We start from the raw sequence: 24,724 nt of genomic DNA on the forward strand, positions 1-24,724 counted from the left end.
AACTTTTGAAAGAGAAAGACTGAAACGTTTCATTTCGTTTCCCTCTCGTTCAACAGCTTATTTATTATAGTACAAAAACACACTGGTGTCAATACCGTTTTATGAAAAAGTAAAAAACACGTAAAAAGAGCAGGAGAAATACTCCTCCTGCTCTTGCCTGGTTTCTTATTCTACAGTAACGCTCTTAGCCAGGTTACGGGGCTTATCAACGTCATTACCGCGAGCAATGGCCGTATAGTAAGCCAGGAGCTGCAAAGGAATAACTGTCATGATGGGCATGACAAAATTATCCGATTTCGGGATCGTAATAATATGGTCCACCGTCTTTGCAACTTCCGTATCGTCGTCCTGTACGACGCCGACAACTTCGGCATTACGGGCTTTTACTTCTTTAATATTGCTGATCATCTTTTCTTCCACGTCGCGCTGTGTTGCCAAGGCAATGACCGGAACGCCATCGATAATCAAAGCCAGTGTACCATGTTTCAATTCGCCACCGGCGTAGGCTTCAGCGTGAATATAGGAAATTTCCTTCAGCTTCAGGGCGCCTTCCATAGCCAAACCGTAGTCCATAGAACGGCCAATGAAAAAGACATCCTTCTTATCCTTAAAGGATTCGGCCAAGCCCTTGATGAAATCAGCATGTTTGAAAATAGCCTGGCATTGATCAGGTACGCGCTGCAGATCAGCTAAAATCTGTTCTTCCTTTTCTGCCGGCAGGTTACCATTGAGACGACCCATGTAAAGTGCCAGGAGCAGCAAAGCAACGAGCTGTGTCGTATATGCTTTAGTCGAGGCCACGGCAATTTCCGGGCCGGCCCACGTATAGACGACCTGATCAGCTTCGCGGGAAATAGAAGAACCGACGACGTTGGTAATTGCCAAGGAACGGGCGCCGCGGCGTTTGGCTTCTTTCAGTGCGGCCAGCGTATCGATAGTTTCGCCGGACTGGCTAATAATAATGCAAAGCGTCTTATTATCCGTCAAGGGATCGCGGTAACGATATTCCGAGGCAATATCGACTTCTACAGGAATATGGGCCAGTTTTTCAATGAAATACTTGGCTAAAAGACCTGCATGGTATGCTGTGCCGCAGGCAGTGATCATAATTTTACCGATGGATTTAACATCTTCCGGAGACCAGTTCAATTCATCAAAATGAACAGCCTTGCCATCTTCCGTAATACGGCAGCTCATAGTGTCACGAATAGCCTTTGGCTGTTCGAAAATTTCTTTGATCATGAAGTGATCGAAGCCGCCTTTTTCGGCTGCTTCGGCATCCCAATTCACCAGGAATACTTTCTTCGAAATGGGGTTGCCTTCAAGGTCAGTTACCCAGACATTGTCTTTCTTTACGATTGCCATTTCGCCGTCGTTCATAATATACGTCTTACGCGTGTAGCCTAAAATAGCTGGGATATCCGATGCGATGTAATTTTCGCCTTCGCCAAGACCAACGATGAGCGGGTTATCCTTTTTGCAGCAAATAATGGTATCCGGCTGATGCACCGTCATGAATACCAAGGAATAGGAACCGCGCAAACGTTTTAATACCTTGCGGACCGTGCTGGCAAAATCGCCGTCATACATATCTTCACAAAGATGTGCGACAACTTCCGAGTCCGTTTCCGATTTAAAATGATAACCCTTTGCCAGTAATTCTTCCTTCAATGGCATATAGTTTTCGATAATCCCATTGTGTACAATGGCAAAATCACCATGCTCGCTCAAATGGGGATGGGCATTCAGATCCGACGGACCGCCGTGAGTTGCCCAGCGGGTATGACCAATACCGATGTGACCCGTAATGCCTCTATCAGCTTCTACAGCCTGACGCAGGTTAACCAGGCGGCCCATTTTTTTCTGTACATCAAGGGCGCCATCATGATACACGGCAATACCTGCCGAGTCATAGCCTCTGTATTCGAGTTTTGCCAAGCCTTCCAACAGGAAATCAGCAGCCTGACGATCACCTACATATCCAACAATACCACACATATATATATCCTCCTATGATCTGGGGGCAATACGCCAAAAAGGCGCATATCTCCCCGTTGCCCCATGTGACGTTTTTGTCCACACTGTTACCAGTATTCTTTGCCGCCACGTAACGGCCGGAGCTGCCGAGAGACATCCGCTGAATGTTCGATTCTTCTCTACCTCGTCTACCTGTTCCTCACGCAGGTACTAGCGCTATCCATTTACGAACGGATTTCCAAACAAAAAAACAAGGAGATGGAGCCCTGCGCTCCATCTCCCTATTTTATTATATTCATCGAATCTGGTCAATACTTGCTCTCAAAACCCGTTCAGACAGAAGGGCCCATTTCGTGTTCCACAACGAGGGCAATATCGTCGACAATATGCTGCAGCTGTTCGAGATCGGGCCCTTCAGCCATAACGCGAATAAGCGGTTCTGTGCCGGAAGGACGAACGAGAATACGGCCTTCATCCCCCAGTTCTTCTTCCCCGGCAGCAATAGAAGCCATGATCAGACTGTTTTCTTCCCACCCCGACTTAGTCTGAACCGTAACATTTTTCAAGATCTGCGGATAGCGGGTCATGAGGCCGGCTAATTCAGACAGAGGCTGCTGGCGCGTCTTTAAAATAGAAAGGAGCTGAACAGCTGTCAATAAGCCGTCGCCCGTCGTATTATAATCGAGGAAAATAATATGTCCGGACTGTTCGCCGCCCAGGCTATACCCGTCCTTACGCATCCGTTCGAGAACATAGCGGTCACCTACAGCTGTGATTACACTCTGACAGCCCATCTTCTTCAGGGCCTTATGGAAACCGATATTGCTCATGACCGTACCGACGACTGTATCCTGTTTGAGCCGGCCTTCTTCTTTCAGTTTCAAGGCGCAAAGAAGCATAATCTGGTCGCCATCGATTTCCTGGCCTTTTTCATCGACAGCCAGGCAGCGGTCGGCATCGCCATCGTTGGCAATGCCCAGATTGGCACCATATTGAAGAACCGCTTCTTTCAGACTTTCCAGATGGGTAGAGCCACAGTGATCATTAATATTGACACCGTTTGGTTCATGGTGAATAGCAATGACTTCCGCACCGAGGCGACGCAAAATATCCGGACCTAATTCAGAAGCAGACCCATTGGCCGCATCATGAACGACTTTAATTCCACTCAAATCGACATCGGTCGAGTTAAGGATGAATTCTTCATATTCTTCCTGCAAATTTGTCCAGTTAGAAATAGTGCCGATATCAGCACCTACAGGACGGCTCTGAATACCTGCCCGTTCATCTTTGAGCATATATTCCTCAATCCGGTCTTCAGTTTCATCTGGCAGTTTATAGCCATACTGATCAAAAAACTTAATGCCATTATACTCAAACGGATTATGCGATGCCGAAATCATGACGCCTGCATCCATATGGTGCGTCCGCGTCAAGTAAGCAATGGCCGGCGTCGGAATGACGCCTACCATATAACAACGACCGCCGGCAGAAGTAATCCCTGCTGCGAGAATGCTTTCCAGCATTGTGCCGGAAAGACGGGTATCCCGTCCAATGAGAAATGTCGGATGTTCTTTGTCCCGGCCCAGCACATACGCCGCAGCCCGGCCCAGGTGATACGTCAGCTCTGGTGTAAGCGTATCATTTGCAATTCCTCGTACTCCATCAGTTCCAAACAATCTTGCCATTTTACTTCTCCTCCAACGGTTGATATATAGTAATAATTGCCAAGGCCGTTTCCAGGCCATCGAGAAAGGCACTCATAATGCCACCGGCATACCCGGCGCCTTCGCCTACAGGATACAGACCGGCCGCCTGTACAGCAGCACGATCTTCGCCGCGGACAATGCGTACAGGCGCGCTGGTCCGCGTTTCTACGCCAGTCATAACGGCATTATTATCGTCAAAGCCATGAATACGACGGCCAAAATAAGGCAAGGCCTCTGCCAGTGTATCCGTCACGAAAGACGGCAGGACCGTACGTAAGTCGGTCCAGACGACGCCCGGCCGGTACGACGTAAGCTGCGGCAGCCGGCCAGGCTCAGGACGTCCCAAAAAATGGCCTACTGTTTCTGCCGGTGCCTTATAGGTACCGCTGCCGGCTTTATATGCCAGCCGTTCATACTTCCTTTGAAACTCGATTCCGGCCAGAGGGGAATCACCGCCGACGTCGTCGGCCGTCACATTGACGACGAGAGCACTGTTGGCAATACCACTGTCCCGTTTGTACAGGCTCATGCCGTTGGTTACGACACCTCCTGCTTCTGAAGCAGCCGCCACGACGACGCCGCCAGGGCACATACAAAAGGAATAGCACGAACGGCCGCTGGCCTTATCGTGATAGACAAGGGAATAATCAGCCGCATCAAGGCCCAGGTCGGCAGCGGAACAGCCGTACTGGGAACGGTCAATAACATCCTGATCATGTTCAATACGCACGCCCACAGCAAAGTCCTTGCGTTCCAGCGTAACCCCCTGATCGTACAGCATATAATAGGTATCCCGCGCACTATGGCCAATGCCCATAATGACCACATCCGTTTCTACCGTTTCCGTTCCATTAATGGTCACGGCTGTAACATGCCCGTCAGCCGCTCTGGTAATACCGGTTACACAACTGTTAAAGTGAATGGTGCCGCCCAGCTTTTCTATGGTCTGTCGCATATTGCGTACGACCCGGCGCAATACATCTGTACCGACGTGCGGATTATAGGCATAGCGGATTTCTTCCGGCGCCCCGGCATCGACAAAAGCCTGTAAAATGCGTGGCAGCAAGGGGTGATTCACGCGGGTCGTCAGCTTTCCGTCTGAAAAGGTACCGGCACCACCTTCACCAAATTGTACATTCGATTCAGGACGGAAATGACCTGTTTGCCAAAACTCTTCTACATGAGCCGCACGCGTATCAACATCACAGCCCCGTTCATAGACAACCGGCTGATAGCCATGCCGGGCCAATTCCAGCGCAGCGGCCAGACCAGAAGGCCCCGTACCGACGACGACAGGCCGGTGGGCCAGCAGCTTTGTACCGGTCTGAATAGGCGGCCAGGTCTTTTCTTCCAGGCGCCGTACATCCTTATTCCCCTGGCAATACGGCCAAACCTTATTTTCATCAGTCAGCTTGACATCGACAGTAAAGACGAAATAGATATGGGGCTTACGCCGCGCATCGATGGAACGGCGTACGATGACGAGTTCTTTAATTTCCTGCTGCCGGCAATGCAACTTCTTTGCTACTACCTGTTCTAAAGGTTTCGTCATCGGTACAGCAGTCCGTATATTTAATACTCTGAGCAATTAAACCTCTCCTTTATTGTGGATCTCCTACTTCGACAGACACTTTAATCGTATCGGGCGAGAAGAATGCCCCGTCTATGGCAGGTGCGGACAATTCCCATTCCTGCGAACGGGTAATACCTTCTACGTTGACCGGCGCCAAATTGATACCGGAAATGGTACCTACAATATCAGCCCGGCCCCGTACTTCTACAGTATCAGGAATAGCAGCCACCCGTTTGACAACGAGGCCGCTGCCCGGCGTGCCATGTGTCGTTACAAAGACAGGCACCCGTTTGGACACGGCATTAGCCATAAGTGTCACGTTGACCTTACTCTGCCACGGAGTCATTTCCAGTCCTTCTACAGGCGTACCATCGGCAGCTACCAAATGAATAGGTGCCATGACGGAGAAATCCTGATCATTATTGTTAATCGGAATATCGATGATGGCCCGGTCAACTTTCTTAATCAGGCGGCGGGCACCGCTGACAACGACCTTATCAGGCGTCATCTTCAAACTGCTGATGGAAATATTATCCGGCAGTTTGCCTGCCAAGTGAGGCGTCAGCGGAATTTCCTGAACTGCATACAGATCGACATAAATCTTGGCCGATGTAAGTGTCTGCTTTTTCAGCTCCGTCCCTTTAGGAATGGTAACCTGAATGGGAACTTCCATTTCCCCTTCCTGGGCATTAGCCAAATCTACATAGGCTTTAATATCAGAAGCACCCATATTGATGATCGTATTGCGCGGCCCGGAAAGACGGACATAAATACTTTTAGGTACGTTAGTCGCTACGTATTGGGAATTTAAATTTTCTACTGTAACAGGAACGGTAAAACTGCCTTCACTGGTAGGGTTCTGCTCGTTGATAATGACAAACCACAGGACAATGGCCAGGAGCAGGCAAATAATACGCAGCTGCCACTTTTGATTGAGTTTGATCATTATTTAGACGGCCTCCATTTCAGGATATTCGCCAGCCCCTGAGGCTGCTGCTTCAAAAAGGTAGTCAATACGTTACGCAAGGTCGGCCCATCAAGACGGCGATAAATATGTCCCCCATAGGTGTAGGAAATAGATCCTGTTTCTTCACTGACAACAACGACGACGGCATCGGCCATTTCACTGATACCAATGGCCGCACGATGGCGCGTCCCCAGCTCTGTCGACAGGGACCGGTCGCTCGTCAGTGGCAGCAGACAACCGGCTGCCATGATCCGGTTTTGCCGGATTATGACGGCCCCATCGTGCAACGGCGTATTGGGAATAAAAATATTACCCAAGAGCTCCCGTGACACGATGCCATCGATTTGAATCCCCGTATCGATGTAGTCATTAAGGCCAACTTCCCGTTCAAAAACGATGAGTGCGCCTGTATGGGTTTTGGATAAGGACTCTGTGATCGCGACGATTTCATCGAGCAGGCGGTCCAGCTCTTCCATATCGATGACCTGGCCTGAACGGAACAGACGGCCCCGGCCAATCTGTTCCAAGGCCCGCCGCAATTCCGGCTGAAAGACAACCGGCAGTGCGACCATGATGACCATCATGCCTTGCTGCAGCATCCAGTTGATGACATGCAAGTTCAGGAACCGGCTGCTGCTGATGAGGGTTACGGCCCCTAAGAAGATTAACCCCTTGATCAGTGCCACAGCCCTTGTATTGCGAATTAATATGAGTAGCTTATATAAGAAAAAGGCGACGAGTAAAATATCAACTACGTCAAGCAAGCGAAAGCTGCTGATAAATCCTTGAATTGGAAAATCCATATCATTCGACTCCCTGAAAAAAAGCGTAATCTCTGCACGACATTGCAAATGCAATACGTTTATTTTACAATATTTCAGGCCGCATGAAAAGGGAAAGGCACCGTTTCCCCTGGAATCAGCCTTAGGGCAGGCAAAAAAAAGGAGCCTTGCGGCTCCCTTTTATGCCTCACACGTATCCGTTTCTGATACGCCGGCTGCACAATCTTTTTGCGCCATTGCCTTTGTGGCAGCGGCTTCAGCATCTTTCATGTCTCTTTCCTGTTTTGCCAAATCCTCAAAATTAAAGGATTGCAGCTGTTCAGCCAAATTACGCTGAATACCGACAAACGCTGCATAAATGGAACACATGCCGCTGCAGCCCTTAGAGCACGAGCCCATATCGTGCAGGCAGCGTTGCAATTCTGTCTGTCCTTCTACGGCTTCAATCACATCGAACAGGGTAATATCTTTAGGTTCACGCTGCAAGGCAAAGCCGCCTTCTACACCGCGGTACGATTTCATAATGTGAGCAGCAGTCAAACTGCGCATAATTTTTAAAAGAAAGCGTTCGGGAATATTCTGCTTTTCCGCCAAGGCTGCGCCGGTCATCTTAGTGCCTGCCGGTAACGAAGCCAAATACAGTACCATGCGGAATGCATAATCCGTAGCCTGATTTAATCTCATTTGCCTAACCTCCTTAGGAAATACTGCCGGAAAATCGGGGCAATACACTAGTTCACCATTGATTATACAATAATTTACTAAATTCGTATAGTTTTTTCAAAAAAAAGATACTGCCCGGCAAGCCGGACAGTATCGAAAGGCCCTCTTACAGGGCATTTATAATCAAATATATGACAGCTGCCATAGCGGCGCTGATAGGAATCGTAATCACCCAGGCTACGAGCATGCTGCGTGCTACGCCCCAATGTACAGCCCGTACGCGTTCGGCAGAACCAATCCCCATAATCGAGCCGGATACGACGTGCGTCGTACTGACCGGCAGATGCAGGAACGTTGCCGTGAAAATGACGATAGACGAATTAAGATCGGCAGCAAACCCATTGATGGATTCCATTTTAAAAATTTTAGACCCCATCGTTGAAATGATCCGCCAGCCGCCGGCAGATGTGCCAAGTGCCATAGACGTGGCGCAGGCGATCTTAACCCAAATAGGAATTTCCATCGTATCAATGTAATCCCCGGAGAGCAGTGCCAAAGCGATAATCCCCATGGCCTTCTGCGCATCATTGGAGCCGTGGGAAAAGGCCATCAAGCTGGCCGAGATGAGCTGCATTTTTCGAAAACGGCGGTTCAGATAGAGGGGAGAAAAATTGCGGAAAATCCAAAGCAGGCCAATCATGACAAAGTACCCTGTAGCCAGGGCTACGATTGGCGAAAGAATTAACGAGAGAACAATTTTACCAATACCGTAGGCATCGAGAGCAGCCGGCCCAACGCTGATCGATACGGCACCAATAACGCCGCCTACGAGGGAGTGGGACGAACTGCTGGGGATACGGTAATACCAGGTTGTAATATTCCAAATAATAGAGCCGATCAATGCCGCTACAATAACCTCCAGGTTGATCTGCGACGGGTTCAGGACCAGGTCGCCACCAATGGTCTTGGCAACGCCGGTACTAATCATGGCACCGGCAAAATTCAGCGTCGCCGCCATGATAATGGCCTTACGCGGTGAAATGGCCCGCGTAGAAACGCTGGTGGCAATAGCATTGGCCGTGTCATGGAAACCATTGACATAATCAAACAGGACGGCCAGCAACACGACTGCCCATATTAACCAATGCTCAGGCATACTTCAATACGACCCTTCTGAAGGTAACCACCAGGTCTTCGCAATCGTCTGTAACGTCTTCGACAGACTGGAGTATTTCCTTCCATTTTATAATTTCAATAGGATCCTTGCATTCTGCAAAGAGCTTTGCCATTTCTTCGTGATACAAATCATCGCATTCCTGTTCCAGCTTCAGCACTTTTTTGCTGCGCGCTTCCACTTTCAGGTAATTTTTTTTCAGGTCTTTCATGTAACCAATAGATTTGCGGATTTCTTTCATGGCCTTAGCGGTAATGATGGTCATTTGTTTCGTACCTTCTGTTGCCTCGCCTACCTTATACATCCACATCTTATCCATAATATCGTTAATGCTATCGACCGTAGCGTCCAGCTGGTCAATCAGCTGCTGAATATCTTCCCGGTCCATAGGGGTAATAAAGGTCTTTTGCAGACGCTTCATCGTTTCGATAACCAAAGCATTCGCTTTTTCTTTTAAATCAAAAATCTTATTCATTGCTTCTTCCGTAGGAATTTCCCGATTCATTGCCTGTTTCAGCAGGTCTGCGGCTTCGAAGCTGAGGCTCGCATGTTCGTCAAGTAACGAAAAGAACTTTTCTTCCTTGGGCTTCAAGTGAAATGCCATGATAATCCAATCTCCTTACATACGTAAATATCTACGGGCCTCACATTTTACATATCCATTACATAAAAGTAACAGAATCTTTACAATGGCCTAACGTAAATTATATCATAGGGCCTATTAATATTCTATATAATTGAACCAATTTTATTTCTGCTGACACAGCATTATATTTTTATTTTAAGCTTATTCTTTTATCTATGATAAAAGAAATAACAGCCCGTATGCTTTAATATTTTAAAGCATACGGGCTATTCTCTTTATTGTTTACTATCATTACTTATACGTTGTACGCAACTTTTTTATTTGACGACGGCGTTTTGAATGATTTCCAGGAAATCCGGTGCCTTCAGGCTGGCACCACCGACGAGACCGCCATCGATATCAGGGGAAGCCGTAAGTTCAGCTACGTTCTTGCCTTTGACGCTGCCACCATAGAGGATGGATACGGCATCAGCCGTTGCCGCATCATAGAGGGCTGCAAGCTTATGCCGGATAATGGCGCATACTTCTTCGGCCTGAGCTGCCGTAGCCGTGCGGCCTGTGCCAATGGCCCAGATTGGTTCATAAGCAATGACGACGTGCCGCATTTCCTCTGCCGTAAGACCTGCCAAGGCTTTTTCAATCTGACCTTCAACCCAGGACTGCATAATGCCAGCATCGCGCTGTTCCAGCGTTTCGCCGCAGCAAAGGATAGGGGTTAGGCCGTGATCTAGGGCAGATTTTACCTTGAGACGGACTGTTTCGTCCGTTTCATTGTTGTATTCGCGCCGTTCGGAGTGACCGATAATGACATGTGTTACCCCGATGTCGACGAGCATGGCCGGTGCTACTTCACCCGTATAAGCCCCGTTATCAAGCCAGTGCATGTTCTGAGCAGCAATGTGGATCGGTGTTCCTTTAGCAAGGGTTACGGCTTCTGCCAAATACGGAAATACCGGTGCGACGACGATTTCGGCTTTAACCTCTGCCGTCAGGCTCTGGGCAAGGGCGGTAATCGTTTCGCGCATATCCTTGCCGGTGTGGTTCATTTTCCAGTTTCCTGCAATTATGGTTTTTCTCATCTTTCAGACTCCTCCTCTGGGTTCTTCTTATTTATCACTGAGCGATTCGATGCCCGGTAATTTTTTACCTTCTAAATATTCCAGGGATGCACCGCCGCCAGTAGAAATATGGCTGATAGAATCGGCCACCCCCGTCTTATTGACGGCTGCGACAGAATCACCGCCACCGACAATCGAAACGGCTGCCGAAGCAGCGACGGCATGAGCTACGGCTTCTGTCCCTTTGGCGAAGTTTTCCATTTCAAACACGCCCATAGGACCATTCCAAACGATAAGCTTCATAGCTGCCAATTCTTTAGCAAAGAGTTCTGCGCTCTTAGGACCAATATCGAGGATCATCCAATCGTCCGGTACCTGATCGACATCAACGACCTTATTTTCGGCGTCATTATCAAAAGCAGCGGCTACGCGTACGTCAATAGGCAGAAGCAGTTTCTTGCCCTGGTCAGCCGCCTGGCCGATGAGCTGGCGGGCCAAATCTATTTTATCGGCTTCCACCAGGGATTTGCCAATGCCATGGTTCTGGGCAGCCAGGAAGGTATTGGCCATACCACCGCCGATGATCATGACATCGACTTTCGGCAGGAGGTTGGAAATAACTTCGATCTTATCGGAAACTTTTGCCCCGCCGATGATGGCCGCAAAGGGATGCGCCGGATTTTCTACGGCGTCACCGAGGAAACGGATTTCTTTTTCCAGTAAGAAACCGGCAGCCAACGGCAAGTATTCGGCAATGCCCGCAACCGAAGCATGGGCACGGTGGCAGCAGCCAAAGGCATCATCGATACCTACATCAGCCAAAGAAGCGAGCTGGCGGGAAAATTCAGGATCATTTTTTTCTTCTTCTGCATGGAAACGGAGGTTTTCCAAGAGCAGTACATCACCGTCTTTAAGGCCGGCAGCCATTTTTTCCGTTTCTGCGCCTACGCAGTCAGGAGCCATCTGTACGGGCTGCCCCAATAATTCCGTAAGGCGGGCAGCGACCGGTTTCAATGAATACGCCGGAACTACTTTTCCTTTTGGCCGGCCTAAATGGCTGGCGAGAATAACGGCAGCATGATGATCCAGTAAATAGCGAATCGTCGGCAAGGTCTTTTGGATACGCGTATCATCCGTAATGTGGCCGTTTTCATCAAGAGGCACATTGAAATCTGCACGTACAAACACCTTTTTGTGATCTACCGTTACATCGGTAATGACTTTTTTCATAAGAAAACCTCCTCAATACGCCTAGGTGGCGCTGTTTATCAATGTAAGCCTTGAGAAGCCAGGTACTTCACGAGTTCAATGACACGGCGGGCATAGCCCCATTCGTTGTCGTACCAAGCCACGATTTTAACCATACCTTCATCAAGGACCATGTTCAAAGGCAAATCAATGGTCGTCGTATTTTCATTGCCCCGGAAGTCAACCGATACGAGTTCATCATCGTTCGTATCGATAATGCCTCTGTACTTCCAGGCAGCTGCTTTTTTGAAGGTACTGTTCAAATCGTCAAGGGTAATATCTTTCTTTTCCAATTCGAGGACAATATCGATAATCGATACGTCCGGCGTCGGTACCCGGACAGCGTGGCAGCTCAATTTTCCTTCTACAGCCGGTAATACTTTCGTAATGGCTTCTGCAGCCCCGGTCGTCGTCGGAATAATCGACATGCCGGCAGCGCGGGCACGACGGAAATCTTTATGTGATACGTCGAGAATCTTCTGGTCTGTTGTATACGAATGGACGGACATAGTCATACCGCGTTCTACACCGTATGTATCATTCATCAGCTTTAAGATGGCGGCCAGACCGCAGGTGGTCATAGAAGCGCCGGAAATGACATGGTGCTTCTTCGGATCATACTGTTCTTCATTGACGCCGAGAACAATGGTAATGTCGTCAATCGTCGAAGGGGCTGTAATGATGACTTTTTTTACATGGCCGCCGAGGGGCAGACGATCCTGGGAGCTCGATTCGCGACGTCCTGCATATTTACCGGACGACTCAACAATGATTTCTGCGCCCAGTCCATCCCAGTCTACATTTTTTACGTCCCGCTGCTGAAACAGAGGATACGCTTTGCCATCGACGATGATATGGCTGTCATCATAGGTTACCTTATTGGGCAGGGTACCATAAATGCTGTCATACTTCAGCAAGTGTGCCATCTGCTTAGACGAACCAATATCATTAATACCCACGATTTCGATTTCGGACTGATAGCGCTGGGCAATCTTAAAGAAGCTACGGCCAATTCGTCCAAATCCATTTATACCAACTTTTACCATACTATATGCACCCTTTCCTCATTATCATAGCATTGTTAGGATTTTTTTTGCTGCTCCTTCATCTGTAACGAGGATACCTGTATGGCAGGCCCGCATGACGGCAAGAATTGCTTCTGCCTTTGCTGTCCCGCCTGATACGGCAATGACATGTGGATGCTGTTTGATATCTTTGAGAGAAATGCCAACATTGTTCGTCACGTGGACGATTTCGCCGGGCAGGCTACAATAGCACCCCAGCGATTCACCACAAGCCTGTTTCGAGAACAAGGTCTGGGATTCCGAGGCACTGAGGCCACGGCGCTTAGCCATGACGTCAGCCCGGCCGATGCCAAAGACGACAACGTGTGCTTTTTGTGCCAGAGCCACGTTTTCCCGGGCCCGTTCATCAGACTGCAGCATAAGCTTCAAGGCTGACGGACTCATTCCATCGGGAATATGGATCATGCGATAGGTTCCATGAATTTTCTCTGCCACATTAGCAGCAATGTAGTTCGCCTGAAACTCTACGTGATTGCCAATACCGCCACGGGCCGGTACAACAACACTGCCTGCATTGCTTTCAGACAGACAATGGGCCACCTCTGCCATAGTAGAACCGCCGCTGATAGCGACAATCCGGTCCGGTGCCAGAAGGTCACTCAATAATAATGCTGCCTGACGACCCATTTCTTCCCGCGCCGTCCCATCGCTATCGCAATCGCCGGGCACGATATACACATCTTCCAGCTGTAACGCTGTACAAATACGTTGCTGCATATCTTCCAAATTATTGAGACGCAGAAAGCATTCCAATAGTTCCGGCATGAGCCGCTTTCCTTCCGGTTCCAGCGTAATGCCCATAGCCGTAAAGCGTACTAAGCCACTACGTCTGAGTACATCCACATGTGCTCGTACTACTCGTTCAGACAAGCCCGATAAGGTGGCAAGCGTTCTCCTCCCTATCGGTTCCGCATCCGAAATCTGACGCAGCAACAGATATCTTTCGCGAATAGTTCCCATTACATCCGGAGCTATTTTACGGAAAATATCGAGAGTTTTTTCCTTCATATGTTCTCCCTCACTGCTGCCTGTCATGATTCCGGTAACGGTCAAACTCCTTTAGAGGCCATGTAAGCCGCCAAATCGTTGACGCGGAGCGAGTAGCCCCATTCATTATCATACCAGGCAACGACTTTAATCATATCGCCTTCCACTACCTGTGTATCCAGCGCATCAACAATAGAACTGTGCGGATCGCTGATGTAATCAGAGGAAACGGTAGCATCTTCTGAATAGGCAAGAATTCCCTGCAACGGGCCTTCTGCCCACTTCTTCAAGGCTGCATTTACTTCTTCGACAGTAACTTTTTTCTCCAGCACCGCACACAGGTCGGTCATGGAAACATTCGGCGTAGGTACGCGCAAGGCCATGCCCACAAATTTCCCTTTTAATTCCGGCAAGACCAGGGCAACGGCCTTCGCTGCACCTGTGGACGTCGGGATAATCGACTGCGTCGCACACCGGGCACGCCGCATATCCTTATGAACACCATCGACGAGCAGCTGGTCATTCGTATACGCGTGGACAGTCGTCATCATCCCTCGGACAATGCCAAATTCCCGGGACAATACCTTCGCTACCGGCGCCAGGCAGTTTGTCGTGCACGAGCCATTGGAAATAATAAAGTGCGAGTCCGGATCGTACGTTTCTTCGTTAACGCCCATGACAATCGTTGCATCCGGGTTCTTGCCCGGTGCCGTAATGATGACCCGTTTGGCGCCACCGGCCAAATGCTTAGAGGCCGATTCGCGATCCTTGAATTTACCCGTCGATTCTACTACGACATCAACGCCCAGTGTATTCCAAGGAATATCAGCCGGATCCGTGTGGTTCGTAACAGGAATACGACGGCCGTCAATGATAAGGTAATCATTGGCTTCATCATAGGATACATCATGATCCCACGTACCGTGAACGGTATCGAACTTCAATAAGTCCGCCATGATGGGACCTACGGAACGATTATTGATTGCAGCGATTTCAATTTCCGGCTGCAACAAGGATGTGCGCAGCGTGCAGCGGCCGATTCTGCCAAAGCCACTGATACCTACTTTTACTGTCATTATGTCTCCTCCTTACAACATACCCCAGGTATAATCTGCCCCAGGCAGGACAGACTACACCTGTTCATTAACATCTACAGCTATAGTGTATACTACAATGGGAAATTTGTAAATTATTTTTTCTCTAGTATGGGCTGTTGTAAGTAAGAAGTCTGTAATATGGTGTATAATAGTTCTTTTTGCAATTTATTTAGTATACTATATTTATTTTTATTCCATACTGTTACTTTTATTTCCGTGCCAAAACCAGCAAATCTTTACCAGTCATTTCTGCCGGCTGGCTCATGCCCAGCAAGTGTAACAGTGTCGGTGCTACATCGGCCAGGACGCCATCTTGGAGATGATCGTGCTGGTGCTCGCGGCTCACGAGAATGCACGGCACGTGATTCGTCGTATGAGCTGTATAAGGAGACCCTGTCGCCGGGTCTGCCATGCGTTCTGCATTGCCATGATCGGCAATGATCAGTAGCTGGCCTTGTACAGCCTGTAATGCGTCGACTATACGGCCTACACACGTATCGACTGTTTCAACAGCTTTCACGGCTGCCTCAAAAACGCCTGTATGCCCTACCATATCGGCATTGGCAAAATTAAGTACAATCAGATCGTACGTACCTGCCTGGATCTGCTCTACAACCTTATCCGTTACGATGGGGGCATTCATTTCCGGCTGTAAATCATAGGTTGCTACCTTTGGTGACGGGACGAGGATGCGGTCTTCACCGGCATAGGGTGTTTCATTGCCGCCATTAAAGAAATATGTCACGTGCGCATATTTTTCCGTTTCCGCAATGCGCAGCTGCTTCTTGCCCGCTTTGCTCAGCACTTCCCCCAGTGTATTGACGATTGTTTCTTTATCATATACCACATGGACGGGCAGGCTGTCTTCGTAACGGGTCATCGTAGCAAAATACACATCCAGCTTGCGTGGCCGCGTAAAGCCTGTAAAATCGGGGCTGACAAAGGCTTCCGTCAGCTGTCGGGCCCGGTCGGGACGGAAATTGAAGAAGACGACACTGTCGCCGTCTTCAATAGGCTGGTGGCAAAGCACGGTCGGGACAACAAATTCATCAGATACGTCAGCACGATACGAGTTTTTCAGGCACGTCTGGGCATCGGCAGCCGTTTCTCCTTCGCCCAGGGCTACAGCCTTATACGCCTTTTCCACGCGATCCCAGCGTTTATCACGATCCATAGCGTAATAGCGGCCACTGATTGTGGCAATGCGGCCTACACCGAGGCGGCGGCATTCGTCTTCCAAGGCCCGCAAGTAGGCGCCAGCACTGCGGGGCAATACATCACGGCCATCCAAGAAGGCGTGTATGTATACCTTCTGCAAGCCATACTGTTTGGCCATTTCCAGTAACCCATAGAGGTGTTTTTCACTGCTGTGCACACCACCTGGAGAAACGAGGCCCATGAGGTGCAAAGCCGTCCCGCGTCGTTTGGTATTTTCCATAGCGCCTACAAGAGCATCCTTCTTAAAGAACGCGCCGCTTTCAATATCTTTGGTGATCTTGGTCAGTGCCTGGTAAACAATACGGCCGGCGCCGATATTTAAATGGCCTACTTCTGAATTGCCAATTTGCCCCTGTGGCAGGCCAACCGCTTCACCGGATGCTTCCAAATACGAATGCGGATAGGTTTGCCAGAGTTTTGGCAAGACCTTGAGTGAAGCCTGGGCGACGGCATTATTCGCCGTCACATCGCTGCAGCCAAAGCCATCCATAATAACCAGCATTACAGTCTTTTTTTTCGTCATCTTTTTCTCCTAAAAAACAAAAGGGCAGAAAATCTTATTTCTGCCCTTTCGGTGATCTCTTCTTCTCTGCCCTATCTCCGAGGCAGGCATCAGCATATTCGTAATATGTGATTAGTGTGTTGTGTTGTATGCGTTCATGGTTCCAATCAGATCCAACACTTTGTTGGAATAACCGATTTCATTATCATACCAGGAAACGAGTTTAACGAAGGTGTCGGTCAAGGCAATCCCTGCTTTGGCATCAAAGATAGAAGTCAAAGTGCAGCCCAGGAAGTCGGAGGATACAACCGGTTCGTCCGTGTAGCCAAGGATACCTTTCAATTCACCTTCGGATGCTTTCTTAATCGCTGCGCAGATTTCATCATACGTAGCCGGCTTTTTCAGGTTTACTGTCAGGTCAACAACGGATACGTCCAACGTCGGTACACGCATAGACATGCCTGTAAGTTTGCCATCCAGTTCAGGAATAACTTTACCTACAGCTTTAGCAGCACCTGTCGAAGACGGAATGATGTTGCCTGTTGCTGCACGGCCACCGCGCCAATCCTTAGCGGACGGGCCATCAACTGTCTGCTGCGTAGCTGTTACGGAGTGAATAGTCGTCATGAGGCCTTCTTCGATACCGAAAGCATCGTTGACAACTTTAGCCAGCGGGGCCAGGCAGTTCGTCGTGCAAGAAGCATTGGAAACAATCTTCTGACCGGCATAGGTATCACTGTTTACGCCGCAAACGAACATATCAGCCTGCGTACCGTCAGCACCTTTTTTGGACGGAGCCGAAATAACAACGTATTTTGCACCGGCTTCAAGGTGTTTGCCTGCCAATTCCGGCGTCAGGAAACGGCCTGTCGATTCAACAACATATTCAGCATTTACTTCGTTCCATTTCAGATTAGCAGGATCTTTTTCTTTCGTAATACGGATGTGTTTGCCGTTAACGATTAATTCGCTGGCAGCTACATCAGCCTGTACATCGCCTTCGAAACGGCCATGCATGGTATCATATTTCAAAAGGTATGCCATATAATCTACATCACAAAGGTCATTGATTCCTACGATGTTGATATCATCACGATTCATAGCTGCCCGGAAAACCAAACGACCAATACGACCGAAACCATTAATCCCTACGTTAATCATAAGAGACACTCCTTTTCTCATGTACACAATCTTATCCATCGACAATCTGACGTGTGGAATAAAACCATCTGCGTCTTTCTTACACTGTTATTATGTCACATCGGGAACAATTTTGCAATACCATGGACGTATTTTGTCCCAATTTTGACAATTCCCATACAAAGGCCTTACTGCAGGCCTGCATAGGCAGCGCCCAGGCCGACGTATTCTTTTATAGCCAGGCACGATTGATATAAGACGTACGACTGAGGAATAAAGGAGAAAGCCGTTACTACAGACTCTGTATCAGAGCGGTAGTCACACGGATAGGGAATAGGCGCGAGCCCTTCTCGTTCAGAAAAGCGCATGGCTCTGGGCATATGAAAGGCACTGGTAACGACTACGGGATGCTGCCAGCCATGGTCCCGGCACAAGGCGCTGGTGTATTGTGCATTTTCAGCAGTGTTACGGCTTTTTTCATCCACGTAAATATCCTTTTCCGCTACGCCTAAGGATATAAGCACGCGCTTTTCAATAGCCGCTTCGTCGGCGTCACCGGGAAATACAGCGCCGCCTGAAAGAATGATTGGTACCTCCTTGGCCTTTTGCACGCGTACAGCTGTCAGCAGACGGTTTGCCGCGGCAGAGCCGGTCTGGCCTATGCCATCAACATCACGTACACCGGCACGGGCACCGCCGCCAAGCAGTACGACGACATCGCCTGGCAGCCCGGCTGCAGAGGGCTGCACATAGGCCAGCTCTAAGGGCTGCAGGAGGAGCCGGCTCACAGGCGCGATAGACAAAGCATATAAAGCCATGGTCAGGCACAGCAAACACCAGCGGCCTGCCGCTTTCTTATGAAACATATAAAATAAGAGTCCCACCAGCAGGGTAAAGAACCCGCCAATGGGAAGAATCCATTGATACAGCCATTTAATGACAAAAAGCATAGCTTCCGGTCACTCCTCTTCTTTCAGATTCAACAGGATAATGCCGCCTTTCCGGCTATAACCGCTGTCCCAGAGTTCATCTAAAGGAAACCAGCGAAAGCTGCCATACGTAACGAGTTTGACCATAAAGGTGTTTTCAAATGACGCATACCCTGCGAGCCAAAACCAATGCCAGACGTAGTCTGCCAAATCAGGGTTACGATGGCGCAGGTTTAAGTAAGGTACTGGCAAATTGGCATCGATTTCCTCTTTAACAGCCTGTTCCAATTCAGCTAACGGACAGTCGCTATAGAGGCCTTTCATAAAAAGATTCTTTTCGCCGACAGAATCAAGATATGCCTGATAGCCATCCATCCAGAGCTCGAGCGTATCGATGCCGTGCTCACGGGGCCGCAAATACGGCTTCATAATCTGTGAAAAGGTAATGTAATCCTGAGCCGTCAGATGGCGGGCGTCATAAGGATACAAGCGGGCCTGTCCCCGGTTCAAAGCCAGATAAATGCTCACGTCACAAGCCGTTACAGCCCCGCAGCCACCGATATTCATCCAGCGGTCTGTAAATAATTCCTGATTATACCCATAATAATTGCCTACTTTAAAAAGCGGTAATTCCTTCATGTCCCCTCACCCCTCGTAAAGAATACCAATATGGTACCTTTTATTATAGCATATCCCCAAAAAATATACAGAACAGAGTCTGTCTTTTTTAGGCAAAACTTCTTATCCATTCTTATTTGCATTTTTACTTTTTGTGTGTTATACTGCAATATACACTAATACAGTGTGTATCCTTTACATGGGGATGTAAAGGTTTCGACGTGGATGGTTGTATCATGAATAGCGAGCCGGGGTGTCATCTGCCCGTAAATCGGTGAAAACGTTAAATTAAACGCTAAAGAAGAAAACTTTGCTTTAGCTGCCTAAGTGCAGCTAACGTCCCGTTTCTCCATTCCTGCGGGCGGAATGGGACGTCACATAGCAGGATACCTGCCGGCCTTACCTGGAAGCCGGTATGGGAATCTCACAGGCTGGAGTCAGTCTAGTTTGTCCTTGTACGACAACTGCTCGAGATAACTAACAAGGTCTGCGCTCGGAGAAGTTCATGGGGCAGCATTTACGGACAGGAGTTCGACTCTCCTCATCTCCACCATAACTGACAGCAATTTGCTGATTCCCCAATACTGATTGATTTTAGGGCTATTGATGTACCAGGTTATTTCGTACATCCAAAAAACGGCAACAACAAAGCGACCGCTTCTGTTGTTGCCGTTTTTGTATAAAGATATCACTACACTGCGAAAAGCCAAGAAAAAGCCAAGAGGCGGAGCAAAAATGAATACTCGTTTTTGCTCCGCTTCTTGGCGCGCCCCCTTTAGAGCAGCTTATTCTACATGAATAATTTTATCCGGGTTCAGGATTCCATTGGGGTCCATTGCTTTTTTAATCGTTTTCATGAGTTCCAATTCGACAGGATCTGTATATTGTTCCATATAGGACAGGCGCTTATAGCCAATGCCGTGTTCGCCGGAAAGGCGGCCGCCCAGCTGATAGACGTAGGGATAGGCAAAGGCACGGAACTGGGCCAGCTGCCGTTCCCATTCATCGTCGGGCATGTCACGCTTCATGATTTGGAAGTGCAGATTGCCATCGCCGGCATGGGCCAGACAGAAAATAAGGAAATCGTATTTCTTGCTTTCTTCTACAAGGGTCTGAATACATTCGGCAATTTTTGTTACCGGTACGACCAAATCTTCCGAGGTCGCTACACGGGAGAAAACACGCGTGCTTTCCAGGCAATTACGCCGTACCTTCCACACCCGGTCATCGGCTTCTACCACATCCGTGGCACCGCAGGCTTCACAAACCTCTGCCAGTTTTTCCATCTTTTCATCGAGCTCGTGTTCGCTGAACGTCTCAATGGAAACGATATCATAAATTCCGTCTTCATAGTGCGGCAGACGCAGCTCGCTATAGTCGCTGGCACTGCGAACGAAATTATTGTCCATAAATTCGACCGATGTCGGATTGAGGCCGGCTTTGATCAGCTGCGGCACCAAGGCCGTCGCTTTTTTCAAATCCGTAAAGACAGCCAGTACATCCAACTTATACGGCGCTAAGGGGACGAGCTTGAGAGTTGCCTGTGTAATGATGCCCAGCGTCCCTTCCGAGCCGATGATCAGCTGGTTCAGACAGTAGCCGGTAGAACACTTTTTGAGCGGTGCACCGAGGTGGGCAATTTTTCCGTTGGGCAGAACAGCTTCAATGGCATACACCTGGTGCCGTGTCGTGCCATAGCGGACGGCCTTGTTGCCACCGGCGTTGGTAGCCAGATTGCCACCGATGAGACAACTGTCTGCACTACAAGGATCGCCGGCATACATCAGGCCCTTTTCCTTGGCTGCAGCCTGAATATCAGCCGTTCTGGCGCCGGCTTCGGCTACGAGATACATACCTTCCGTATTGATTTCCAAAATCCGGTTCATCCGTTCCATGAGGAGGACAATACCGCCGTATACAGGAACAGCGCCGGCACTGACGCTTGTTCCGGCACTGCGCGGCGTGACAGGAACCTTATATTGGTTGGCCACTTTCATTATGGCCGCCACTTCTTCTGTACTGCCCGGCGAGACGACGACTTCCGGCAAGTGCCACAAATCCGGTGTCAGACTTTCATCGGACTGATACGCTTCGAGCACTTCCGGTGCCGTCTTGACGTTGCGTGCACCTACGATTTGTTCCAAGGCCTGAATGACTTCATTTGTTACAGAGTTATAGTTCATTTTATTCGTCCTTTCCGCATCCTTGCAGATAGTTTCTGCCAAAATCAGGTATCACTGTTGCAGTACCGGCAAGGTCCCCGATGCGTGGCTCATAATAGTATAGGTATAGGGATGGTCCAATTCAGCCAGCTCTGTTTGGGCCATCTGCCAAGCTTCTGCCAGCGAAGCTGCCGGTATCTGTCCGCTCTGCCGGATGATGGCAAAATTTTCCGGCCGCGTGACAACGTACACGCGTTTCATAGAGCGGATTATACAACGCCCTTTAAAAGCGACAAAGCCGGGCATGAGAAAATGTTCGCGTAAATCGGCCTCACATTGATCCAGATCATTGCGGAAAAACCAGTCTGTAAAAATAGCCGGTTCCTGAATATCCGGACAATCAAGGGTAAAGATCATAATGCCGCCCGGTTTCGTTGCAAAGGCAGCATTCATATGGGCTTTTATCGACTGGTAAAGGTTCATATCCTTAGGATAGCCTCCGGCAGAGGCAATGGTTATGTCGGCACGCTCCGTAATGGGCACGCTGCCGATAGACAGCAAATCGTGACACCCCTTTTTCCAGGCCTCCAGCCAATGACCGGCAACGACTTCGTAGAGGTCCCCATCGGTAGTAAAGACCGTATTGACGAGAAAATCAGGTGCTACGAGAGCGCATGCTTCCTGCATATCTTCGTGAAAGGGATTGCCTGCCAGGAGGCCGGCATCACAGGCAGGATTACAGCCTGAACCCGGCGTTTCTGCTAAGGCCAGGGCATGGTTACGCATGATCGTATCAAAACCGGCAATGCCCGGAACGACAGCCTTACGGCCACCGCCATACCCGGCCATCGGATGAAACGATACGGCCCCGGTGAGAATCAATTTATCCGCTTTAACGGCCGCCGTATTGATATAAATGTCATTCCCATAGCTGGTCCGGCCAACGCAGGTCAGCTGGGCCGCATCATGGCAATCATGCTGGACAATACGCAGGCGCCGGACCATATCCTTACCGCAAACGAGTTCATCCTCGGCCTGCGTGTGGGCCCTGTGCGTTCCCGGCGCGATGAGGACCGTAATTTGCTCATCTGCTACGCCGATGCGGTTTAGTTCCCCTACGATGACCGGCAGCATGCGGTCCGTATGTACCAGCCGTGTGACATCGCTAACGACAATGGTTACGGTATCACCGGCCTGTACGATTTCAGCTAAAGGCGCACTGCCAATCGGATGCTCAAGCGCGGCCTGTACGGCAGCCTCTTCGTCTGCGACGGCCTGGGTTTCACGGCCCCGCAAATCGTATAACAGGTGCTCTTCAGGCAGTGTAATGGTCTCTGTCCCCTTACCAAAGGGCAATGAAAAAATTGGCATACGATTCCCCTCTTTTCTTATGCTATCACAGCTATTCAAAAAGTCCCCAGTGTCCCATGTAGATGGCTACCAGGACGCGTATGAAGAGAAGACAAAAAAGACTGAACGTGAGGATAAAAAGAAACTCCTCAAAATCATCATCCCGTTCAAATTTCTTGCGAAAGTCCTTTAAATGATGTGTCATGTTGTGTATCATGATCGCTTCTCCTGTTATTCGTGCGCTTCTTCCTCATGATGTGGAAAGAGTTCCTGCACCCAGCGGGCCGACTCTTCATCCTTATTGATTCCCTTGAGCAGAGTCCGTTCCGAATTTTCCATATGTTTTTTGGCAATTTTACGGGCCTGCGCACTATTATGATCAGCAATGTATTCCACCATTTGCCGGTGCTCTTCCCACGTAGCGGCCAGGCGGCCAGGATAATGCATGGAAATAGACCGGAAGCGCAGCATTTGCTCCCGCAGGTTATTCAGGATATCGACGAGACGGTTATTGCGGCTGGCATGATACAAAATATCATGAAAGCGCACGTCAGCATCGACAATCTTATCGAAGTCATCGTTTTCTATATATTCATTAATCTCTACGAGAATCCGTTCCAAATGTTCCAGCTCGTCAGCCGTAATCCGTTCGGCCGCCAAACCGGCCGAGAGTTCTTCCAGGGCACTGCGGATTTCAAAAACCTGTACGATATCCTTCAAGGAAATATCGGCCACATAGGTTCCCCTGCGCGGTACCATAACGACGAAGCCTTCGAGTTCGAGCTTGCGGATTGCTTCGCGTATCGGTGTCCGGCTTACGCCCAGTTCGTCAGCCAGGCGGATCTCCATGAGCCGTTCGCCCGGTTTAAGGACCCCATCCTTGATAGCCTTACGCAAGGCCTCACTGACGACTTCCCGTAACGGACGGTAGGCATCCAGTTTAATAGGTTCTAATTTTTTATGTTTTGTATCGCCTGTTTCCATTCCTCTTACTCCCCTGTTACTAAGGTACTTGTGAAAATATCCGCATCCTGCAGTACAGCACGCAGCCGGGTAGCAATTTCGTGATGTTTATGCTGTGGCGGAATGAGTGCAAAAAGGGTGGGCCCGCTGCCTGACATGAGCGGCCTCAGTCCTTCGCGATGCAGCATCTGTTTTAAGTGCCGGATTTCCGGTACGATGGGAATGACCAGCTCTTCAAAGGTATTGCCCAACGAATCCATGACCCGTTCCAGAATACCCGTGCGTACAGCCGCTTCCTGGGCGTTAATGTCCACCGGCGACTGTATCGTTTGCCGGTCAAAGAGTTCGTACGCTTCGCCAGTATGCACGGCCACGTGGGGATGAATAATGAGAACCGGCCAACCGGGCAGTGACGGCAGTCGTTTCAGCACTTCGCCTACGCCGGTGCCACGGGCTGTACCACCACGGATGCAAAAGGGAACGTCTGCCCCCAGCGCGGCCCCGATTTCGCACAACCGGCTGTCGGAAAAGTGCAGCTGCCACAGCCGGTTCAGACCGCGCAGTACGGCTGCACAATCCGTACTGCCACCGGCTAATCCGGCAGCAATGGGGATGTGCTTCTCGATATGGATATGAACCCCGGACGGGCCTTTACAATACGGGCGCATGGCTTCATAGGCCTTGTAGGCCAGGTTCGAGCTGTCGCAAGGCAGCGCCGGTTCTGAACAGGTCAGCTGTACGTCATCAGCCCGTTCCAAGCGGATCGTATCGCAGAGAGCAATGGACTGAAATACGGTGTCAATATCATGATATCCGTCGGGACGGCGTCCTGTAATGCACAGGGCCAGGTTGATTTTTCCGTATCCTTTTTCTTCTATCATTCTCAGTTTACACTCCTGTAAAAGCACGTCACACATACATAAAAATATATGGTTT

General features: G+C 49.4%; 22 protein-coding genes and 1 other RNA gene. 1 reads left to right on the plus strand and 22 read right to left on the minus strand.

Going from position 1 to position 24,724, the window contains the following annotated elements; all coding sequences use genetic code 11:
- Positions 1–165: 165 nt before the first annotated feature.
- The 17 genes from glmS to PGX44_RS10790 all read right to left on the minus strand — a co-directional run bounded on the left by glmS (position 166) and on the right by PGX44_RS10790 (position 19,334).
- A complete protein-coding gene (glmS, locus tag PGX44_RS10710; protein WP_498855368.1) occupies positions 166–1,998 on the minus strand; it encodes a glutamine--fructose-6-phosphate transaminase (isomerizing) in 1,833 nt (610 codons plus the stop codon).
- Between the two features lie 311 nt (positions 1,999–2,309).
- Complete coding sequence (gene glmM / locus PGX44_RS10715) at positions 2,310–3,665, minus strand: phosphoglucosamine mutase (RefSeq protein ID WP_498855369.1); 1,356 nt, start codon at positions 3,663–3,665, stop codon at positions 2,310–2,312.
- A 1-nt stretch (position 3,666) separates the two neighbouring features.
- Positions 3,667–5,274 carry an NAD(P)/FAD-dependent oxidoreductase gene (locus PGX44_RS10720; protein ID WP_498855370.1) on the minus strand — a complete coding sequence of 536 codons (1,608 nt, stop codon included), beginning with the start codon at positions 5,272–5,274 and terminating at the stop codon, positions 3,667–3,669.
- Between the two features lie 13 nt (positions 5,275–5,287).
- Positions 5,288–6,205 (minus strand): CdaR family protein, encoded by a 918-nt coding sequence (locus tag PGX44_RS10725; RefSeq protein ID WP_288200971.1) that lies wholly within the window; start codon positions 6,203–6,205, stop codon positions 5,288–5,290.
- On the minus strand, positions 6,205–7,029 hold the full coding sequence (gene cdaA / locus PGX44_RS10730; RefSeq protein WP_186503534.1) for a diadenylate cyclase CdaA: 825 nt from the start codon (positions 7,027–7,029) through the stop codon (positions 6,205–6,207). Before cdaA ends, PGX44_RS10725 begins: the two co-directional genes overlap by 1 nt.
- Before the next feature lie 159 nt (positions 7,030–7,188).
- Entirely contained in the window at positions 7,189–7,692 is a 504-nt protein-coding gene (locus tag PGX44_RS10735) for an RrF2 family transcriptional regulator (protein WP_498855371.1), read from the minus strand.
- Positions 7,693–7,837: 145 nt separating this feature from the next.
- On the minus strand, positions 7,838–8,827 hold the full coding sequence (locus PGX44_RS10740; RefSeq protein ID WP_498855372.1) for an inorganic phosphate transporter: 990 nt from the start codon (positions 8,825–8,827) through the stop codon (positions 7,838–7,840).
- Positions 8,820–9,449: a DUF47 domain-containing protein gene (locus PGX44_RS10745; protein ID WP_498855373.1), complete on the minus strand. Its 630-nt coding sequence runs from the start codon at positions 9,447–9,449 to the stop codon at positions 8,820–8,822. Before PGX44_RS10745 ends, PGX44_RS10740 begins: the two co-directional genes overlap by 8 nt.
- Before the next feature lie 299 nt (positions 9,450–9,748).
- On the minus strand, positions 9,749–10,510 hold the full coding sequence (gene tpiA, locus PGX44_RS10750) for a triose-phosphate isomerase (RefSeq protein ID WP_498855374.1): 762 nt from the start codon (positions 10,508–10,510) through the stop codon (positions 9,749–9,751).
- Between the two features lie 27 nt (positions 10,511–10,537).
- A complete protein-coding gene (locus tag PGX44_RS10755; protein ID WP_498855375.1) occupies positions 10,538–11,719 on the minus strand; it encodes a phosphoglycerate kinase in 1,182 nt (393 codons plus the stop codon).
- A 38-nt stretch (positions 11,720–11,757) separates the two neighbouring features.
- Positions 11,758–12,783, minus strand: coding sequence for a type I glyceraldehyde-3-phosphate dehydrogenase (locus tag PGX44_RS10760; RefSeq protein ID WP_498855376.1), 1,026 nt, complete (start codon positions 12,781–12,783; stop codon positions 11,758–11,760).
- A gap of 24 nt (positions 12,784–12,807) precedes the next feature.
- On the minus strand, positions 12,808–13,830 hold the full coding sequence (locus PGX44_RS10765) for a sugar-binding transcriptional regulator (protein ID WP_498855377.1): 1,023 nt from the start codon (positions 13,828–13,830) through the stop codon (positions 12,808–12,810).
- A 41-nt stretch (positions 13,831–13,871) separates the two neighbouring features.
- Positions 13,872–14,885: a type I glyceraldehyde-3-phosphate dehydrogenase gene (gene gap, locus PGX44_RS10770; protein WP_498855378.1), complete on the minus strand. Its 1,014-nt coding sequence runs from the start codon at positions 14,883–14,885 to the stop codon at positions 13,872–13,874.
- 229 nt (positions 14,886–15,114) lie between these two features.
- The gene (gene gpmI, locus PGX44_RS10775; RefSeq protein WP_498855379.1) at positions 15,115–16,647 is read right to left on the minus strand and encodes a 2,3-bisphosphoglycerate-independent phosphoglycerate mutase; all 1,533 of its coding nucleotides are present in this window, start codon (positions 16,645–16,647) and stop codon (positions 15,115–15,117) included.
- A gap of 111 nt (positions 16,648–16,758) precedes the next feature.
- On the minus strand, positions 16,759–17,787 hold the full coding sequence (gene gap, locus PGX44_RS10780) for a type I glyceraldehyde-3-phosphate dehydrogenase (protein WP_498855380.1): 1,029 nt from the start codon (positions 17,785–17,787) through the stop codon (positions 16,759–16,761).
- 167 nt (positions 17,788–17,954) lie between these two features.
- The gene (locus tag PGX44_RS10785; protein WP_498855381.1) at positions 17,955–18,716 is read right to left on the minus strand and encodes a YdcF family protein; all 762 of its coding nucleotides are present in this window, start codon (positions 18,714–18,716) and stop codon (positions 17,955–17,957) included.
- 9 nt (positions 18,717–18,725) lie between these two features.
- On the minus strand, positions 18,726–19,334 hold the full coding sequence (locus PGX44_RS10790) for a hypothetical protein (RefSeq protein WP_288200978.1): 609 nt from the start codon (positions 19,332–19,334) through the stop codon (positions 18,726–18,728).
- A 180-nt stretch (positions 19,335–19,514) separates the two neighbouring features.
- Here PGX44_RS10790 and ssrA point away from each other — a divergent pair.
- Positions 19,515–19,866, plus strand: a transfer-messenger RNA (tmRNA) gene (ssrA, locus tag PGX44_RS10795).
- A 232-nt stretch (positions 19,867–20,098) separates the two neighbouring features.
- Here the strand turns inward: ssrA and PGX44_RS10800 are convergent.
- The 5 genes from PGX44_RS10800 to ispE are packed head-to-tail and all read right to left on the minus strand — an operon-like array spanning position 20,099 to position 24,669.
- Positions 20,099–21,496 (minus strand): FAD-binding oxidoreductase, encoded by a 1,398-nt coding sequence (locus PGX44_RS10800; RefSeq protein ID WP_498855382.1) that lies wholly within the window; start codon positions 21,494–21,496, stop codon positions 20,099–20,101.
- Positions 21,497–21,547: 51 nt separating this feature from the next.
- Positions 21,548–22,846 carry an NPN-dependent 2-hydroxyacid racemase, LarAH10 family gene (gene larAH10 / locus PGX44_RS10805; RefSeq protein ID WP_498855383.1) on the minus strand — a complete coding sequence of 433 codons (1,299 nt, stop codon included), beginning with the start codon at positions 22,844–22,846 and terminating at the stop codon, positions 21,548–21,550.
- 31 nt (positions 22,847–22,877) lie between these two features.
- On the minus strand, positions 22,878–23,042 hold the full coding sequence (locus PGX44_RS10810) for a hypothetical protein (RefSeq protein ID WP_186503556.1): 165 nt from the start codon (positions 23,040–23,042) through the stop codon (positions 22,878–22,880).
- Between the two features lie 14 nt (positions 23,043–23,056).
- Complete coding sequence (locus PGX44_RS10815) at positions 23,057–23,809, minus strand: GntR family transcriptional regulator (RefSeq protein ID WP_186503557.1); 753 nt, start codon at positions 23,807–23,809, stop codon at positions 23,057–23,059.
- A gap of 5 nt (positions 23,810–23,814) precedes the next feature.
- The gene (gene ispE / locus PGX44_RS10820) at positions 23,815–24,669 is read right to left on the minus strand and encodes a 4-(cytidine 5'-diphospho)-2-C-methyl-D-erythritol kinase (RefSeq protein ID WP_498855384.1); all 855 of its coding nucleotides are present in this window, start codon (positions 24,667–24,669) and stop codon (positions 23,815–23,817) included.
- Positions 24,670–24,724: the final 55 nt, after the last annotated feature.

The organism is Caecibacter sp. AF58-12pH5A (assembly GCF_027681725.1).
Taxonomy (GTDB): Bacteria; Bacillota; Negativicutes; order Veillonellales; family Megasphaeraceae; genus Megasphaera; species Megasphaera hominis.